This is a genomic window from Subtercola endophyticus, from assembly GCF_021044565.1.
In the GTDB taxonomy this organism is placed as follows: domain Bacteria; phylum Actinomycetota; class Actinomycetes; order Actinomycetales; family Microbacteriaceae; genus Subtercola; species Subtercola endophyticus.
In genome coordinates this window covers 547449-564504 of sequence record NZ_CP087997.1, presented here as the reverse complement: position 1 = coordinate 564504, position 17056 = coordinate 547449, and the positions used below count along the sequence as shown (strand labels likewise).

Below are 17056 nucleotides of genomic sequence, written 5' to 3'. Positions count from 1 at the left end.
CGGTTGGGCGGCGGGCGGTGTGGTGGCGCGCGGTTGGGCGGCGGGTGGTTTGGCGGCTCGTGGTTGGGCGGCGGGTGATGTGGTGGCGCGCGATTGCGGCGGGGTGCTGCCGGCCTCAGCGGCGGCGGACCGTGCGGGCGGCGGATCAGCCTCCTCCGCGGCGGCGGCACGACGACGGGCTCGGGCCGAGGGAGTATTTCGGGTCTTGGCGGGCCGTTCGGGCTTATCGGGCCTGACAGGCTTATCGGGCCTGGCGGGCTTCTCGGGCCTGGCAGGCTTGTCGGGCCTGGCGGGCTTCTCGGCAGAATCGGCGGGCATCAGTCGTTCCAGTCGGGCAAGACGACGGGCTCGGCATTCCACGAGCCGTAGACGAGCTCGGTGTTCGACGAGATCTGCGCCGCGAGCATCGAAGCGTCGGTTCCGAGGTGGTCGGCCATCGCGCGCAAGGTGTACGGAATCAGGTACGGCGCATTCGGCCGGCCGCGGTTCGGCACAGGGGTGAGAAACGGCGCATCCGTCTCGACCAGCAGCAGATTGCGCGGAGCGACCTCGAGCGCCTCGCGCAGGTTGCCGGCGTTCTTGAACGTCACGTTGCCGGCGAACGACATGTACCAGCCGTTCTCGGCGCAGATCTCAGCCAGCTCGGCGTCGCCGGAGAAGCAGTGGAAGACCGTGCGCTCGGGCGCGCCAACTCGTTTCAGGGTGGCGATGACCTCGGCATGTGCATCACGGTCGTGAATCTGCATGGCGAGATTGTTCTCTTTGGCGATCTCGATGTGCGCCTCGAACGACCGGTACTGGGCCGCGATGGCCTCGTCGCCCGTCGTTCGAAAGAAGTCGAGCCCGGTCTCGCCGATGGCGGCGACGCGCGGCCGGGTGGCGAGCTCGGCGATCACGGCCAGGGCGTCGTCGAGGCCGCCCGCCAGGTCGTAGACGGGAGCCTCGTTGGGGTGCAGGGCGACGGCGGCGAGCATCCGCGGCTCGCGCAGCGCTTGTTCGGCCGACCACCGTGAGGTCTCGACGTCGCCGCCGACCTGAACGACTCCGCGTACGCCGACACTGGATGCCCGGTCGAGGTGCTCGCGGTAGCTCAGTGGTTCGTCGCCATCGGCAATTTCTAAGTGCGTGTGGTTGTCGTAGACGGGCACCGTCAGCGCGGGCGGAAGCGGCGGGTAGCTGAGGTCGCGGCCCGGCGACGCGTCGCGCTGGCGGATGTACGGCGAACCTTCACTCATGGTTCGAGCTTAACGGGGCGCAGTGGTTTCGCCGGGTGGCCCCGCCGCGGCCATCCTTCGAGATGCGGTTCAGGATGCGGGAGCAACGTGCACTGCGGGAGCTTTGGTGGCCGCATCGCGCGACTCGGGGCCACGCTTCGTGTCGCCGCTGCCGTTGCCGTCGCTGCTGCCGCCGCTGCCCGCGCCACCGCTGCCGGCGCCACCACGGCCGCCCGAGGGTGCCTTCGGCGTGCTCGACGCTGCTGCCGCCGCGCTGCCATCGGCGCCATCGATGTTCTCGATGCGCGGGAACAAGGGCTCGAGCGGCCAGACCTTTCCGTCGGTCTCCCAGTGGTACGCGGTGCGCAGCGGCACGTCGGTGATGGCGCCGACGCCGCCGAGTGCTGTCCAGAGTTTGGCAGCGGCATCCGGAATCACCGGCGACAGCAGCACGGCGAGCGTGCCCAGGCCACGGATGGCCGTGAATAGAACCGTCTGCAGGCGGTCGAGCATTTCAGGCTTCTTGGCCAGGGCCCACGGCTCTTGGGCGGTGATGTAGCCGTTCAGCTCGTCGACCAGCTGCCAGATCACCGAAAGGGCTTCGTGAATGGCCAGGCGCGAGATGGCGGCATCGGCCTCATCGGCCACGCGGCGCTCGGTGGTGCGAACGCGCTCGTCGGCGCCCTCAGAGATTCCCGGATCGGGAATCTCGCCGTCGAAGTAGCGATTCACCAGTGCAAGCACCCGAGACGCGAGATTGCCGAACCCGTTCGCCAGCTCGGCCTGGTAGCGGGCAGAGAGGTCTTCCCAGCTGAACGAGCCGTCTTGGCCGAAGTTGATGGCGCTCATGAAGTAGTACCGAAAAGCGTCTGAACCGAACGTGTCGGTGATCTGGTTCGGCGCGATGCCGGTGAGCTTCGACTTGGACATCTTCTCGCCGCCCACCAGCAGCCAGCCGTGGCCGAACACCTGCTTGGGCACCTCGATGCCGGCAGCCATGAGCATGGCGGGCCAGATGACGGCGTGAAAGCGCGCGATGTCTTTGCCGACGATGTGGGTGGCCGGCCAGAGCTCGGCGAAGCGCTCGTCGTCGTAGCCGTACCCGGCCGCGGTGATGTAGTTCAGCAGCGCGTCGAACCAGACGTAGACGACATGCGAGTCGTCCCACGGCACCTTGATGCCCCAGTCGAAGGTCTGCCGGCTGATGGAGAGGTCGGTGAGACCCTGCTTGACGAAGCTGACGATCTCGTTGCGCACGCTTTCGGGTTGCACGAAGTCGGGGTTCGACTCGTAGAGGTCGAGCAGCGGCTGGGTGAAGTCGCTCATGCGAAAGAAGTAGTTGCGCTCTTGCAGCAGTTCGACGGGAATCGAATGGATGGCACAGACCTGCTGGCCCTCGTACTGCCCGACGCCGTCGATGAGGTCGCTCGGCTGCTTGTACTCTTCACAGCCCACACAGTAGGCACCCTCGTACTCGCCCGTGTAGATGTAGCCGGCGTCGAACAGGCGCTGCAAGAAGAGCTGCACGTTGACCTCGTGCCGCTCATCTGTCGTTCTGATGAAGTCGTCGTTCGAGATGTTGATGGTCTTCAAGAGCGGCTGCCAGGCCGTCTCGACGAGGCGGTCGGCCCACTCTTTCGGCGTGACGCCGTTGGCGGTTGCGGTGCGCAGAATCTTCTGCCCGTGCTCGTCGGTTCCCGTGAGAAACCAGGTGTCGTCGCCGGCCTGACGGTGCCAGCGCGCGAGAACATCGGCCGCCACCTCGGTGTAGGCGTGGCCGATGTGGGGCACGTCATTCACGTAGAAAATGGGCGTGGTGATATAAAACGAAGAGCCGTCAGACATACCGATCATCCTAAAGCCGCGGGGGATGCCGGTGGCGCCCTGTTACGAGGCTGTGGAGTTCTGCGACGCCTCGCCGTCTGTTGAGCGAAGCGCCATATACTCGATGAATGCTCGACTTATCTAGATCCGACGCTCTTTCTGATCTCTGGAAGCGGCTATGGGGCGAGGCCCGCCCGATTCGGTACCTGCTCAAACACGACCTTCGCGATCGATGGGTGAGATTTCACAGCCTGCCGATTCGAAGCAGTACGCCGAAACGGGAGCGGAATGGCAAGAGCTTATTCGGCGCCATTGCTGCATCATCGATGAGTTGCGCGACGAGTTCGGAGGCGGCAACTTGATGGTGCTTGCACAGGATTATCCCCGACGAGACGCCGCCCACGGCTGGACGAAGCGAGCCCTTCCCGAGTCGTGGTTGTGGAAAACCCTCGAGCCTGATGATGAAAAAGACGATCGGTCGTTCATCCGCGTCAGTCGGACGTTCGCCGGCTCGGGCGGTCTGACCGCCCTCATCCGATTGATCGCAAATGACGAGGGTGCGGCTGGTAGCTGCATCGTGACTGACGAGTCGGTCGGGTGGCTGTACGGTCCCTACCCCGGCGGAGGTGATGCGATCGCGCCGACGGCGTCAGCACGGGATACGCTGCGGGATCGCCACGCCGAGTGGCTCTCGGCCCGAGCTGACGGGTTGTGAACCGCGATTGGCCGACTGCGTCAGGGGGCGGCGGGCCGAGTGGGGCGGGCGGGAGCGGCAGAAGTAGCGCGGGACTGCAGCGCCGCCTCGTAGAGGTCGCGGCGGCTGAGCCCCGTGGCCTCGGCGATGGCGGCAGAGGCGTCTTTCAGGCGCGACCCGTCGGCGACGAGTTCGAGCACTTGGGCGAGGCCGGTGGCGAGGGTGACCTCCAGCGGCTCCGCACCGGCGACGACGAGCACGATCTCGCCCTTCACGCCCGCCTCGGCCCACCGCACGAGGGAGGCCGCTCCCCCGCGCTTGACCTCTTCGTAGAGTTTCGTGAGTTCGCGGCACACGGCGACCCGCCGGTCATCGCCCAGGGCCGCGGCGATGTCGGCCAGCGACGCGGCGAGCCGGTTCGGCGACTCGAAGAACACCATGGTGCGGCGCTCGCGCACGAGATCGGTGAGCACGGTCATCCGGTCGCCCTGCTTGCGGGGCAGAAAGCCCTCGAACGTGAAACGGTCGGTGGGAAGGCCCGACACGGCGAGCGCCGACACGACGGCCGACGGGCCGGGGATGATCGTGACATCCACCCCCGCCGCCACCGCGGCCTGCACGAGGTGAAAGCCGGGATCGGAGACGGTGGGCATGCCGGCGTCGCTCAGCACGACGAGATCGGTGGTGCGCGCGAGCTCCACGAGTTCGGCGGACTTCTCGCGCTCATTGTGGTCGTGCAGCGCGATCAGTCGCGGCCGGTTCTCGACGCCCAGGGCGCGCAGCAGCTTCGCTGTGACGCGGGTGTCTTCGGCGGCGACCACCTCGGCGGCCTCAAGCGTCTCGATCAGGCGCACCGACGCATCCTTGAGGTTGCCGATGGGGGTGGCCGCAAGGATGATCATGAGCCCAGTGTGCCGGATGCCGGTGGGAGAACGGTCGGAGCAGAGCCGGTATGGGCACGTATTGCCCGGATATCGCGCCAGCTCCGACCGTTCTCCCGCGGGCATCGAAGCGGCACGGCAGCGGCACGGCAGCGGCACGGCAGACGCACGGCAGCGGCACGGTGGTTCAACAGCCTCGTGATGGGCGAGAGTTTGCACAGGAAGCGCGGTGCACCATCGGCCTCGCAGCCTCATGTGGATAGCATGGGGCGGGTGAGCCCAGCGACCGACTCAGAACCGCCCGTGCCGGCGCCCGATAGCGACTCTTCCGGCGCGCCCGGCGTCGATACGCTGCCCTGGAGCATCACGCCCGAAGACGCCGCAGCGGCGGCCGAGTCCGCGGCGGGCTCCACCACCGCTCGCGCCGACCGCACCGCCGCACTGCGGGCCGCGATCGATCCCGACTACGACTACCGCGAACCGCTCGGCAGCCGCCTCGACCGATGGTGGACCCGGCTGATGTACACCCCCGGCCGCCAACGACTCTGGCGCTGGGGCGGGCCCATCGCGGTGACCCTGCTCGCGGCCGTGCTGCGTTTGTACGACCTCGGCAACCCGCAGAGCCTCGTGTTCGACGAGACCTTCTACGTCAAAGACGCCTGGTCGCTGCTGCACCTGGGCTACGAGGGCAGCTGGCCGTCGGGCGTCGATCCCTCGTTTGCGGCCGGAAACGTGAATCAGTTCACCACCGCGCCGGGCTACGTCGTGCATCCGCCCCTCGGCAAGTGGATCATCGCCATGGGCGAGGCCGTCTTCGGCGCCCAGAACGCTTTCGGCTGGCGCATCTCGGTGGCGGTCTGCGGCATTCTCGCCGTGCTGCTGATCTCGCTGATCGGCACAAAGCTCTTCAAGTCGACGCTGCTCGGCACCATCGCGGGCTTCTTGTTCGCCATCGACGGTCACGCCATCGTGATGAGCCGGGTAGGCATTCTCGACGGCATTCTGATGCTGTTCCTGCTGCTCGGCTTCGGCGCGGTGCTGCTCGACCGCGAGTGGCATCTGCGGCGCCTGGCGGCCTGGGTCGCCCGGCGCGAAGACGAGGGCAGGGAGCCCACCTGGGGTCCGACCCTGTGGTGGCGGCCGTGGCTCATGGCGGCGGCCGTGGCGTTCGGCCTCGCCAGCGCGGTGAAGTGGTCCGGGCTGTACTTTCTCGTGGCCTTCGTGCTGTACGCGGTGCTGGTGGATGCCCTGGCCCGCCGCCGCGCGGGCATTCCGTTCTGGCTCAGCGCTTCGATCTTGAAGCAGGGAGTGGCCACGGTCATCCTCACTGTTCCGCTGTATCTGGCGAGCTACCTCGTCACCTGGACCGGCTGGTTCGTCACCAACGGCGGCTACTACCGAAACTGGGCGCAGACCGACGGAAAGCCGTGGACGGGGTCGCTCTCATGGGTGCCGCTGGTCATCCAGAACTTCTGGCACTTCGAGGTGTCGGTGTACAACTTCAACGTCAACGAGCACGACCCGCACCCGTATGCGGCGAATCCGCTGACCTGGCTGTTCATGATCCGGCCGACGCAGATGTACGTGGGCACGTTCAACGACGGCACCGGCAACTGCGGCGCGCAGACCTGCTACGCGAACATCACCTCGGTCGGCAACGCGGCCATCTGGTGGGCAGCGACCGCAGCCATTTTCTACCTGGTGTACCGGCTGATCAGAAAGCGCGAATGGCAGGTCGGGCTCATCTTGATGGGCATGGTCGCGGGGTATCTCCCGTGGCTGCTGTACATCAACCGCACGATTTTCCAGTTCTATACGATCGCGTTCGAGCCGTACATGATTCTCGGGCTGGTGTTCGTGATCGGGCTCGCGCTCGGTAAACGAACGGATCCGCCCCGAAAACGGGCGAGAGCTCTGTGGATCGTGGGCGCCTACCTGTTGCTCGCGGTGCTCGTCACCGTGTTCTTCTACCCCGTCTGGACCGCCCAGCCCATCCCCGGCTGGCTGCTCACCCTGCACTACTGGCTGCCTTCGTGGCGCTAGGAGCGCCGCGCTGGCTGCCGGGCGTCGCCGTGGCCGGCCTCGCCACGCTCGTCGCCTTCAGCCTGCACCTTCTCGTCCCCGCCATCCCGTTGCTCACCGCAGCCGTCGGGCTCGGGATGCTCGTGGGGCAGATCCCCGCAACTCAGCGCCTGCTCGATACCGTCTTGAAGCCCGGCATCGCCGTCGCCGCGCGCCGGCTGCTACGTATCGGCATCGTGCTGCTCGGCCTGAAGCTCTCGCTCTTCGACATTGCGGGGCTCGGCTGGGCCACGATTGTGGTCATTGTGCTCATCGTGGGCATTACGTTCGCGGCAACGCTGGGCCTCGGCAAGCTGCTGCGCCTTCCCGGCACACAGCCGATACTCATCGCGGCCGGCTTCTCGATCTGCGGGGCCTCCGCGGTAGGCGCGATGAGCGCCGTCACCCGCAGCAAAGACGAAGACCAGGCCACGCCGATCGCTCTCGTGACGCTGTGCGGAACGCTGGCCATCTTCATCCTGCCCGCCCTGCGCCTACCGCTCGGACTCGACGCCGAACAGTTCGGGCTGTGGGTCGGGCTCAGCGTGCACGACGTGGGTCAGGTCGTGGCGACAGCCACGATCGTCGGGCCCACCGCTCTCGCCGTCGCGGTGGTGGTGAAGCTGACCCGAGTGCTCACGCTGGCGCCGATGGTGGCGATCGTGGGCCTCATCGAGCGTGGCCGTGACCGCCGCGCCGACCGCGTGGAGGTGGCCGCTGCGGCGAAACCCAACACCGCGGACGGCACCACCACGGGCGCCACCGCGACGGACGCAACCGCCACCCCGCCGCGCGCCAGGCGCCCCGCCATCGTGCCGCTCTTCATCGCGGGATTCCTCGCTGCGGTGGTACTGCGCACCTTCGTTCCGCTGCCCGACGAGCTGCTCTCGCTCGCCGACACGCTGCAGACCACGCTGCTGGCGATGGCGCTGTTCGCGCTGGGGTCGAACATCCGGTTCGCCACGCTCGCCCGCACCGGCTGGCGCGCCCTCATCGTGGGACTCACCTCGTGGGCCCTCATCGCCACCATGTCGCTCGGCGCGGTCGCGATTCTGACCTGACCCGCCCACCGGCACCGCCGACGCGATGCCGGTGTCAGAACGAAACCGGTGTCAGAACGAAACCGGCGTCAGACCGACACCGAAGTCAGAACGACACCGAAGTCAGACCGAAACCGGCGTCAGACCGAGGCCGATGCCTCCTCGCGCGCGACCCACGTCGCCACGAGTTCACGCTTCAAGACCTTGCCCGAGGGGCCGAGCGGCAGGGCCTCCACGATCTCGATGTGCCGGGGGTACTTGTACGCCGCCACGTCTTCGCGCACGAAGTCGCCGAGCTCCTCGGGTGTGGCCGATGTCCCGCTCGCCAGCACGACCGACGCCACGATCTCTTGCCCGTGCGTCTCGTGCGGCACCCCGTAGACCGCCACCATCGAGACGGCCGGATGCCCGGCCAGCACCTCTTCGACCTCACGCGGATACACGTTGTAGCCGTTGCGCAGAATCATGTCTTTCGTGCGGTCGACGATGGTGAGGTAGCCGTCTTCGTCTTTGCGCCCCAGGTCGCCCGTTCGGAACCACCCGTCGACGACGGCCTTGGCGGTGTCTTCCGGGCGGTTGTGGTACCCGTTCATCAGGTTGTGCCCGCGGATGACGACCTCACCGAGCTCCCCGATGGGCATCATCGAGATGCGGTCGGCGATCTCGGCGTCGGCGATCTCGACGTCGACTCCCCAGATCGGAGTTCCGATGGTTCCGGGGCGTGGCGGCACACCGACCATGTTGAACGTGGCGACAGGAGAGGTCTCGGTGAGTCCGTACCCCTCGTGGATCTCGGTGCCGTAGACCTCGCGGAACCTGTCGATCACTGCGACGGGCAGGGCGGCGCCACCGGAGATTCCGTAGCGCAACGGGGGCCGGGCATCCGTTCGTGTCGCCGCGTCGAGCAGCGCGAAGTACATGGTCGGAACGCCCATGAAGATGGTGCAGGCCTGCTCGTTCATCACCTGCAGGGCCGCGTCGCCCGTGAACTTCGGCACCATCACGATGGTGGCGCCGGCGCGGAAGACGGTGTTCATGGTGCAGGTCTGGCCGAAGGTGTGAAAGAGCGGCAGGGCTCCGAGCACCCGGTCGCCCGCTTTCATGTCGAACGTCGTCATCAGCGAGACATTCACCTGCTCGACCAGGGCGAAGTGCGAGCCTTCTGCGCCCTTCGGGGTTCCGGTTGTGCCACTGGTGTAGAGAATGGTCGCCGTGTCGAACGGCCCACGCTGCACGTACGTCTCGATGGGCACGGATGCTCGGGCCTCGTCTTCGAGACGGGGCGGCAACTCGGGGTCGGCCTCGGGCAGCAGCACACTGAGCACGGGCACACCCGCGAGCGCGGCACCCTTGGCTCCTTCGGCGAGCAGCGGCGCCGCACAGACCAGCAGCTCGGCCCCGCTGTCGCGCAGCACGTATTCGATCTCTTTGCCCTTCAACAGGGCATGGATCGGCACCACGACACCGCCGAGCGCAAGAATCGCGTAATACACCCGCGGAAAATCGGCGACGTTCGGAATCAGCATCGCGACAGGTGTTCCGGGCTGCACACCGCGGTCACGCAGCGCACCGGCGTATTGCCTCGTCTGCTGCCAGAGTTCGGCGTAGGTCGTCTCGGTGGGGCCGACCACCAGGGCCACGTTGTCGGGTGTTCTCTTGGCCGCCTCGACGAGGATCGAAGCTACGGAAACAGTGGCAAAACCTGTACTCATCGGGCACTCTTTTCAGTCGACTTTGACCTCTGAAGTCTAACTCGGCATTTGTTACGGAATGGGGCAGCCGGGCCCGAGTCACAGCAGGCTCTCCGTTAGCGTGGAGCCATGGCAGATCGCGAATACGGCTTCAGAACTCGGGCAATCCACGCTGGCAACATTCCTGACCCCGTGACGGGAGCGAGGGCGCTGCCCATCTATCAGACCTCTGCCTTCGTCTTCGACGACACGTCTGACGCCGCGGCACGTTTCGCCCTGCAGAAGTACGGCAACATCTACAGCAGGCTCGCGAATCCGACCGTCGCCTCATTCGAGGAGCGGGTCGCCAGCCTGGAGGGCGGCCTCGGTGGCGTTGCAACGGCATCCGGCCTCGCCGCGCAGTACATCACGTTCGCGTCGCTCGTCGGCGCCGGCGATCACATCGTCTCGTCGGCGAATCTCTACGGCGGTTCGATCACCCAACTCGACGTGACGCTGCGCCGATTCGGCGTCGACACCACGTTCGTGAAGAGCTCGGATCCGGCCGACTACGCCGCCGCGATCACCGGCAAGACCAAGCTGATCTTCGCCGAGACGGTGGCGAATCCGTCGGGAGAGATCGCCGACATCGAGGGCCTCGCCGAGGTGGCGCACGCCCACGGCCTGCCGCTGATCATCGACTCGACCATCGCGACGCCGTACCTCAACCGGCCCATCGAGTGGGGCGCCGACGTCGTCATCCACTCAGCCACCAAGTTTCTCGGCGGCCACGGCACCACACTCGGCGGCGTGGTCGTCGAGAGCGGCCTGTTCGACTGGCACAGCGAGAAGTTTCCGCTGTTCGGCCAGCCCGTTCCGAGCTATGGCGGGCTGCAGTGGTCGGGCAACTTCGGCGAGTACGCGTTTCTCACCCGGTTGCGCGCCGAGCAGTTGCGCGACATCGGCCCGACGCTCGCGCCGCACTCGGCGTTCTTGCTCGCACAGGGCGTCGAGACGCTGCCCTTCCGCATGCAGGCACACGTCGACAACGCGCGCATCGTGGCCGAGTGGCTCGATGCCGATCCACGCATCGAGTTCGTGAACTGGGCCGGCCTGCCCGGGCATCCGCACTACGAGCGCGGCCTCAAGTATCTGCCGAAGGGACCGGGTTCGGTGTTCAGCTTCGGTGTGAAGGGCGGTCGGGATGCCGGGCGAACCTTCATCGAATCGGTCGACCTGGCGAGTCATCTGGCCAACATCGGCGATGCGAAGACCTTGGTCATCCACCCGGCGTCGACCACGCACGCCCAGCTCACCGAGCAGCAGTTGCTCGATGCGGGCGTTCTTCCGGGTGTCGTTCGCATCTCGGTGGGAATAGAAGACCCCGACGACATCGTTTACGACCTTGACCAGGCTTTGACCAAAGCAACGGAGGGCAAGTAGATGTCACTCACTATCGATGAATCGGCGCCGGTCGCCGAAGACACCATCACCGCGCAGTACGCCAACGGGCTGACCTGCAGCGTGCCCGCGAGCTCACCGCTGGCGAAGCTGCTCAAATCGCAGCGCACCTGGGTGGGCCCGAGCGCAAAGGATCGCCTCAAGATTCTGCGCAAGGCGAAGTCGATCGCCATCGTGGGCGCGTCGCCGAACGCCGCCCGCTCGAGCTACTTCGTGGGTACCTACCTGCTGCAGTCGAGCGATTACCGGGTGTATTTCGTGAACCCGAACGCCGACGAGATTTTGGGCCAGAAGGCGTACCCCGACCTCGCGTCACTGCCCGAGGTGCCCGACATCGTCGACGTCTTTCGCAAGGCGAGCGACATCCCTTCGGTCATCGACGACGTTCTTGCCATCGGCGCGAAGACGGTCTGGGTACAGCTGGGCATCTGGAATCAGGATGCCGCCCTGTACGGCGAAAGCAAGGGCCTCACCGTGGTGATGGACCGGTGCCTCAAGGTCGAGCACGCGCGCTTTCACGGCGGTCTGCACCTGCTCGGCTTCGACACCGGCCAGATCTCGGCGCGCAAGCAGCTGCGCTGAGACCGGCAGCTCGGTTCGGACTCGTCGGTTCGGCCGAGCGTTGAGACGACTGGCCGCGGGATAACGCGAGCGGCTTCGCGGCCCGTCGTCAGCCCCCGGCGCTAACATCGACTGGTGACGTCTGAAGCCGACCTAGGGCCGACCGTCGGCCGGGGCTCGCCCGCTGCCGAGGCGGCTTCCGAGCTCAGCGTCGCGGTGCTGGGGCCCGTCGAGGTGCTCTCCCGTGCAGGCGTTCTGGTCGAACCCGCTGGGATGCTCGCGAAGCGCTTCATCGCGGTGCTCGCCCTCGCCGGAGGGCGCACCGTTGCCACGGCCACTCTTGTCGACGAACTCTGGCAAGATCATCCGCCCGCCGGGGCTCGGCAAGCTCTGCAGACGCTGGTGTCGAGGTTGCGCGCCGCGTGTGCCGACGGCCTCATCGAGACCTCGGCCTCGGGGTATCGGCTGACCTGTCGGCCCGATCAGATCGACCTGGTGAGAGCCGAGCGGTTTCTCTCCAGTGCGGCCCCCGGAATCTCGACCCGGGCGATTCGCTCGACCCTCGATCTCTGGCGCGGCGAAGCGGGGCCCGATCTCGGCGACAGCGAATTGCGAAGCGAACTCGGTACACGATCGGAGGCCGCGCGCGAGGCGCTCGATCGACTGTACGCCGACCTGCTCTCGTCGGCCGGCGAGTACGAACGAGCGATCGGTGTGCTGCGTTCGCTGCTGCTCGAGCATCCGTTCGACGATCGGCTCGTGCTGCGCCTCATCACCACGCTCGCTGCGACCGGTCGCCCGGGCGAGGCGCTGACGGCCTTCGAGGCACATCGCCGCCGGCTGCGCGACGAACTCGGCGCAACCCCCAGCGCTGAAGTGTTGGCGGCGCATGCGGCGCTGCTGCGCGAGAGCGACTCGGGCGTCGCACCCGGCGCACGCGGTGCGAATACGGCCGGGCCGGCCGTCGGCGCCACGCCAACCGTCGCGCCGAGGAGGCCGGTCGAGGCTCCGGCGGCAAAACCCCTGCGCCTCGGCGTGAAGGCCGCACCGAACGAGCTCATCGGCCGCGACGACGACGTCGAGGCGGTGAACGAGATGCTCAAGACGGCTCGCCTGGTGACCATTCTGGGCGCCGGCGGCCTCGGAAAAACGCGGCTCTCCCAGGCGCTGGCGGGCGACGAGGCGCGCGGCTCCAGCTCGGTCATCTTCGTCGAACTCGCGAGCGTTCGGAGCCCCGACGACCTGCTTCTGGCCGTTGCCCAGGCCAGCGGAATCCGCGAAGCGCAAGCGGCCACGCGCCTCGTCGAGACGCCGGTGCGCGACGATCTCGACACACGCATTCGTGGTCGGCTCGCCGAACGGCCGACCCTGCTCGTTCTCGACAACTGCGAGCACATCGTGGAATCCGTGGCGGTCTGGGCGGCGCACACGCTCGAGCAGGTGTCGACGCTCCGGATGCTCGCCACCAGCCGCTCGCCGCTGCAGGTCGCGGCGGAACGCGTGTACAGCCTCGGCCCGCTGCTGAGCGGCTCGGGCAGCACGGTCGGATCGACGGTCGGCGATTTCGACGCCTCGCAGCCGGTCGGCCCCGCCGTGCAGCTCTTCTACGAACGCGCCCGTGCGGCACGACCATCCGTAGTGTTGCGGCTCGAGACCGTCGAGCGCCTCTGCGATCGCCTCGACGGGATGCCTCTGGCCATCGAACTGGCGGCGGCCCGCGTGCGGTCGATGACCGTCGACGAGATCGAGCGGCGGCTGACGAATAGGTTCGCGCTGCTGACGGGCGGCGACCGCACGGCACCCGAACGGCATCAGACGCTGCTGGCGGTCATCGACTGGAGCTGGAATCTGTTGGGCGACGCCGAGCGGCAGCTCCTGCGGCGCCTCTCGCTGTTTCCCGACGGCTTCAGCGAGGCCGCCGCGGAATGGGTCGGTGGCGCTCTCGAGCCGGCAGGGAGCACGAGAGACGCACGGGCAAGCGGCGAATCCAATACCGACCTGACCGCCGCCGACCCGCCCATCGCCGACCTGCTCGATGCCCTCGTCAACCAGTCGCTCGTCGCCGTCACCGAGAGCGAGTTGACGGGTGCGATGCGGTACCGCATGCTCGAGACGGTTCGCGAGTTCGGCCAGATGGCTCTTGTCGACGCCGGCGAAGACACGGCCGTGACGGTGGGCATGGCTCGCTGGGCCTGTTCGTTCGCCCGCGCGACGACCCCGCTGCTCGACGGCGCCACGCAGATCACGGCGTTCAAACTCGTCACCGAAGAACAAGACAATCTCGTCGACATTCTGCGCCGCGCCCTCGACCTGCACGACGGCGAGACGGCCACATTCGCTTTCTCGGTTCTCTGCGCCTACTGGACCATGCGGGGCGCGCACTGGGAGGTCATGGGCTTCGGTCGCCCCTTTCTCGAGGCCACCCGCGCCTACGATCCCGAGGCGGTCGACCCGGCGCGGCCCGTGGATGATCGGCACATCGTCGACGCGGTGGAGGCCTCGGTTCGCTGCCTGGCGATGGTAGGCGCGGTGGGCCTGTTCAGCGACCTGCGCACCGGCGCTACGGCTCGTGCTCGGCTGCAGCGCCTCACCCGCATCGATGAAGTGACCAACGAGCGCATGCGCATAGCCGCGCGGTTTGTGATGAACGCGGGCAGTGAGCCTGCCCTGCAGTCGTTGATGCGCGACGCCCGCGAGTCGCGTGACCCGATGACGTCGTCGTATGCGTGGCTCACTAGTACGCAATATGCCGAGAATTCGGGCGACATTCGCGACGCGCTCGAGTACGGAGCGCGTGGGTACGAGCAGGCGCTTATCGCCGAAGATGTGTGGACGCAAGCGATGATGGCCTCGATGCTCGCCCAGCTGCACAGCCAGTCCGGGCATCCGAACGAGGCGCTGCACTGGGCCTCCCTCTCGCGCACGGGGCTCGTCGAGTTGAACGCCGACGACGACCTGCAGCAACTCGAATGGCTCATCGCCATGAACCGTCTGATGGTCGGCGAAAGCGACGACGCCAGCGACGCTCTGCGCGTGCTCACCGAACGCTCGAACTCGCCCGAGGGCACGGTCTCGCCTGACATGTTCTCTCGAGACACGGTGTCGATCGGATGGTCGGGTCAGGCCGAAATCGATCGGATGAACGGCGACACCCCCTCGGCGCTGGCCAACTTTCACCGCGCGCTCGACTTTTTCGCCTCTCCCCGCGAGCGCAGCTCGCCGTGGTACCTCATGCTGAGCAGCGTCTACCTCTGCGCCATCACGCTCGACGGTATCGACGACCCCGATGAGCTGGTGTTCGCCGACGGCCTGATGCGCCGCATCCGGTCTCGCATTCTGGCGACTCATCGCATCAGACCGCAGTATCTCGATCTGCCGGTGCTCGGCTGCGCGCTGGTCGGGCTGTCTGCACGGCTGCTGACCCGCCACGCCGACGAGGCTCTGCCGCTGCTGGCCCTGGCCGAGAAGCTGGGGTCGAGGCAGGACTCCCCGGCGATCTATCGCGATCAGCATTTCGCCCGGGCATCCGCTCTCTGCGGGCCCGAGAGAGTGGCAGCCGCGCGGGCCGGAGTCGCCGACCTCGACCCACGACAAAGCGCGGCCCTGGCCTTCGAACTGCTGAAGGAGAGCCGCGCTTTACGTTGGTAACCCTTTAGGCCTTGCGCATGTACGCCCGCACGGTGAGCGGAGCGAACACGACAACCACGGCGATCGCACCGACGAGTGCCCAGAGCGCGTCGTAGCCGATAGCGCCGTTGTTCGTGAGGTCGCGCACGGCGGTGACCAAGTACGACACCGGGTTGATGTTCACGAACCACTCGAGCCAGCTCGGCATGGTGTTGGCCGGCACGAAGGCGTTCGACAAGAACGTGAGCGGGAACAGAATCATCATCGAGATGCCCTGAACACTGGATGCACTGCGGCCGATCATGCCGAAGAACGCCCAGATCCAGCTGATGGCCCATGAGCAGGCGATCACCAGAAGGGCCGCGCCCAGCACGCCCCAGATGCCACCGGCCGGGCGGTAGCCCATGATGAATCCCGTGATGAACGTGATGGTCGTCGCGATGGCGTAGCGCAGCGTGTCGGCGAGCAGCGCGCCTGCGAGCGGCGCTATGCGAGCGATCGGCAGGGATTTGAAGCGGTCGAAAACGCCCTTGTCCATGTCTTCTCGAAGCTGAACGCCGGTGACGACCGAGGTCGTGATGACCGTCTGCACCAGGATTCCGGGAATGATCAGCGGCAGATAGTTCTGCACGCTGCCCGAGATGGCGCCACCGAAGATGTAGGTGAACATCACGGTGAAGATGATCGGCTGCAGGGTGACATCGAACAGCTGTTCCGGGGTTCGGCGAACCTTGATCAGGCCGCGACCGGCCATCGAGAGGGCGTTCGACACGCTCTGGCTGAACGTGACGTGGTTCTTGAGTTCGCGCTGAGCGCCGGGCGTGATCGTCGGGCGCAGGGTGAGGGAGCTCATGCGTTGACCTGTGCTTTCGGGGTAGGAGTTTCGGAGGTGGATGAATCGGGGCCGGTGCCGGTGCCGTCGGTCGCGGCTGCGGCTGCGGCCGCGGCTGCCGCGTCTTCGGCTTCTTCGTCGCTGACCGAGTGACCGGTGAGCGAAAGGAACACCTCGTCGAGGGTTGGTTTCTGCACCGAGAGTTCGCTCAGCTCGATGCCGCGCTCGCGCAGCACCAGGAGCAGGTCGGTGACCGCCGAGACTTTTTCCATGGGGGCCGTGATCCGCGAGCCCTCCGGCGAGACGACGGCCGTTGCACCGAGCACACGCTCGATGATCTCGCGGGCATCCACCACCTCTTTCGGGTCGGCTACGCGAACCTGCAGCGACGACGAGCCGATCGACGATTTGAGGTCGTCGGTGGTGCCTTCGGCCACGACGGTTCCGCGGTCGATGACCGCGATGCGGTCGGCGAGCTGGTCGGCCTCGTCGAGGTACTGCGTAGTGAGCAGCACGGTCGAGCCAGTCGACACGAGCTCACGAATGGTCTCCCACATCTGAGCCCGCGTGCGCGGATCGAGCCCCGTGGTCGGCTCGTCGAGAAAGATCAGCGGAGGCTGCGCAATGAGGCTGGCCGCGAGGTCGAGCCGGCGGCGCATGCCACCGGAGAACTGCTTGAGCGGGCGCTTGGCGGCCTCGGTGAGGCCGAACTGCTCGAGCAACTCGGCCGACTTGGCCCGCGACTGCTTGCGGCTCAGCCCGAGCAGCCGGGAGAAGAGCACGAGGTTCTCAGTGGCCGAGAGGTTCTCGTCGACCGATGCATACTGGCCGGTCACGCCGATCAGCTGACGCACGATCTGCGGCTCGCGCCGAACGTCGTGACCGAAGATAGTGGCCTCGCCGCCGTCGAGTTTGAGCAGGGTCGCGAGCATGCGGATGGTCGTGGTCTTGCCGGCGCCGTTCGGCCCGAGAACCCCGTACACGGTGCCGGTCTTGACGCGCAGATCGACGCCGTCGACGGCACGGTTGGCGCCGAACAGTTTGACGAGGCCGTTGGCCTCGACCGCCCATTCGGAGTTCGAGTCGGCGTGGTTTGCGGGTGCCAAGCCTGCGGAAGCCACGCCGCCGGAAGCCGCGCCCCCGGAAAGAAGTGTTGTCATGTGTGAGCCCTTTCAGTAGGTCACGAACTGA

Annotated in this window: 12 protein-coding genes; 6 read left to right on the top strand and 6 right to left on the bottom strand. The window is 66.9% G+C overall.

Going from position 1 to position 17056, the window contains the following annotated elements:
• Positions 1-317: 317 nt before the first annotated feature.
• Both LQ955_RS02875 and metG read right to left on the bottom strand, forming a co-directional pair.
• Positions 318-1235 carry a TatD family hydrolase gene (locus tag LQ955_RS02875; protein WP_231026734.1) on the bottom strand — a complete coding sequence of 306 codons (918 nt, stop codon included), beginning with the start codon at positions 1233-1235 and terminating at the stop codon, positions 318-320.
• 69 nt (positions 1236-1304) lie between these two features.
• A complete protein-coding gene (metG, locus tag LQ955_RS02870; protein ID WP_231026733.1) occupies positions 1305-3059 on the bottom strand; it encodes a methionine--tRNA ligase in 1755 nt (584 codons plus the stop codon).
• Between the two features lie 211 nt (positions 3060-3270).
• Here metG and LQ955_RS02865 point away from each other — a divergent pair, with 211 nt between their 5' ends.
• Entirely contained in the window at positions 3271-3753 is a 483-nt protein-coding gene (locus LQ955_RS02865; RefSeq protein WP_231026732.1) for a DUF3885 domain-containing protein, read from the top strand.
• Between the two features lie 20 nt (positions 3754-3773).
• Here LQ955_RS02865 and rsmI read toward each other — a convergent pair whose 3' ends face one another.
• Complete coding sequence (gene rsmI / locus LQ955_RS02860) at positions 3774-4634, bottom strand: 16S rRNA (cytidine(1402)-2'-O)-methyltransferase (protein WP_231026731.1); 861 nt, start codon at positions 4632-4634, stop codon at positions 3774-3776.
• A gap of 252 nt (positions 4635-4886) precedes the next feature.
• Between rsmI and LQ955_RS02855 the strand changes: the two genes are divergently transcribed.
• Positions 4887-6656, top strand: coding sequence for a dolichyl-phosphate-mannose--protein mannosyltransferase (locus tag LQ955_RS02855; protein WP_231026730.1), 1770 nt, complete (start codon positions 4887-4889; stop codon positions 6654-6656).
• Complete coding sequence (locus LQ955_RS02850) at positions 6647-7735, top strand: YeiH family protein (protein ID WP_231026729.1); 1089 nt, start codon at positions 6647-6649, stop codon at positions 7733-7735. Before LQ955_RS02855 ends, LQ955_RS02850 begins: the two co-directional genes overlap by 10 nt.
• A gap of 119 nt (positions 7736-7854) precedes the next feature.
• Here the strand turns inward: LQ955_RS02850 and LQ955_RS02845 are convergent, their stop codons facing one another.
• Positions 7855-9426 (bottom strand): long-chain-fatty-acid--CoA ligase, encoded by a 1572-nt coding sequence (locus tag LQ955_RS02845; RefSeq protein WP_231026728.1) that lies wholly within the window; start codon positions 9424-9426, stop codon positions 7855-7857.
• 108 nt (positions 9427-9534) lie between these two features.
• On the opposite strand from LQ955_RS02845, the gene LQ955_RS02840 reads away from it, so the two are divergent.
• The 3 genes from LQ955_RS02840 to LQ955_RS02830 all read left to right on the top strand — a co-directional run bounded on the left by LQ955_RS02840 (position 9535) and on the right by LQ955_RS02830 (position 15054).
• A complete protein-coding gene (locus LQ955_RS02840) occupies positions 9535-10827 on the top strand; it encodes an O-acetylhomoserine aminocarboxypropyltransferase/cysteine synthase family protein (protein WP_231026727.1) in 1293 nt (430 codons plus the stop codon).
• On the top strand, positions 10828-11427 hold the full coding sequence (locus LQ955_RS02835) for a CoA-binding protein (protein ID WP_313788378.1): 600 nt from the start codon (positions 10828-10830) through the stop codon (positions 11425-11427).
• A gap of 114 nt (positions 11428-11541) precedes the next feature.
• A complete protein-coding gene (locus LQ955_RS02830; RefSeq protein WP_231026726.1) occupies positions 11542-15054 on the top strand; it encodes an AfsR/SARP family transcriptional regulator in 3513 nt (1170 codons plus the stop codon).
• Positions 15055-15058: 4 nt separating this feature from the next.
• Here the strand turns inward: LQ955_RS02830 and LQ955_RS02825 are convergent, their stop codons facing one another.
• Both LQ955_RS02825 and LQ955_RS02820 read right to left on the bottom strand, forming a co-directional pair.
• The gene (locus LQ955_RS02825; RefSeq protein ID WP_231026725.1) at positions 15059-15886 is read right to left on the bottom strand and encodes an ABC transporter permease; all 828 of its coding nucleotides are present in this window, start codon (positions 15884-15886) and stop codon (positions 15059-15061) included.
• Positions 15883-17025: an ATP-binding cassette domain-containing protein gene (locus tag LQ955_RS02820; protein ID WP_231026724.1), complete on the bottom strand. Its 1143-nt coding sequence runs from the start codon at positions 17023-17025 to the stop codon at positions 15883-15885. Before LQ955_RS02820 ends, LQ955_RS02825 begins: the two co-directional genes overlap by 4 nt.
• Positions 17026-17056: the final 31 nt, after the last annotated feature.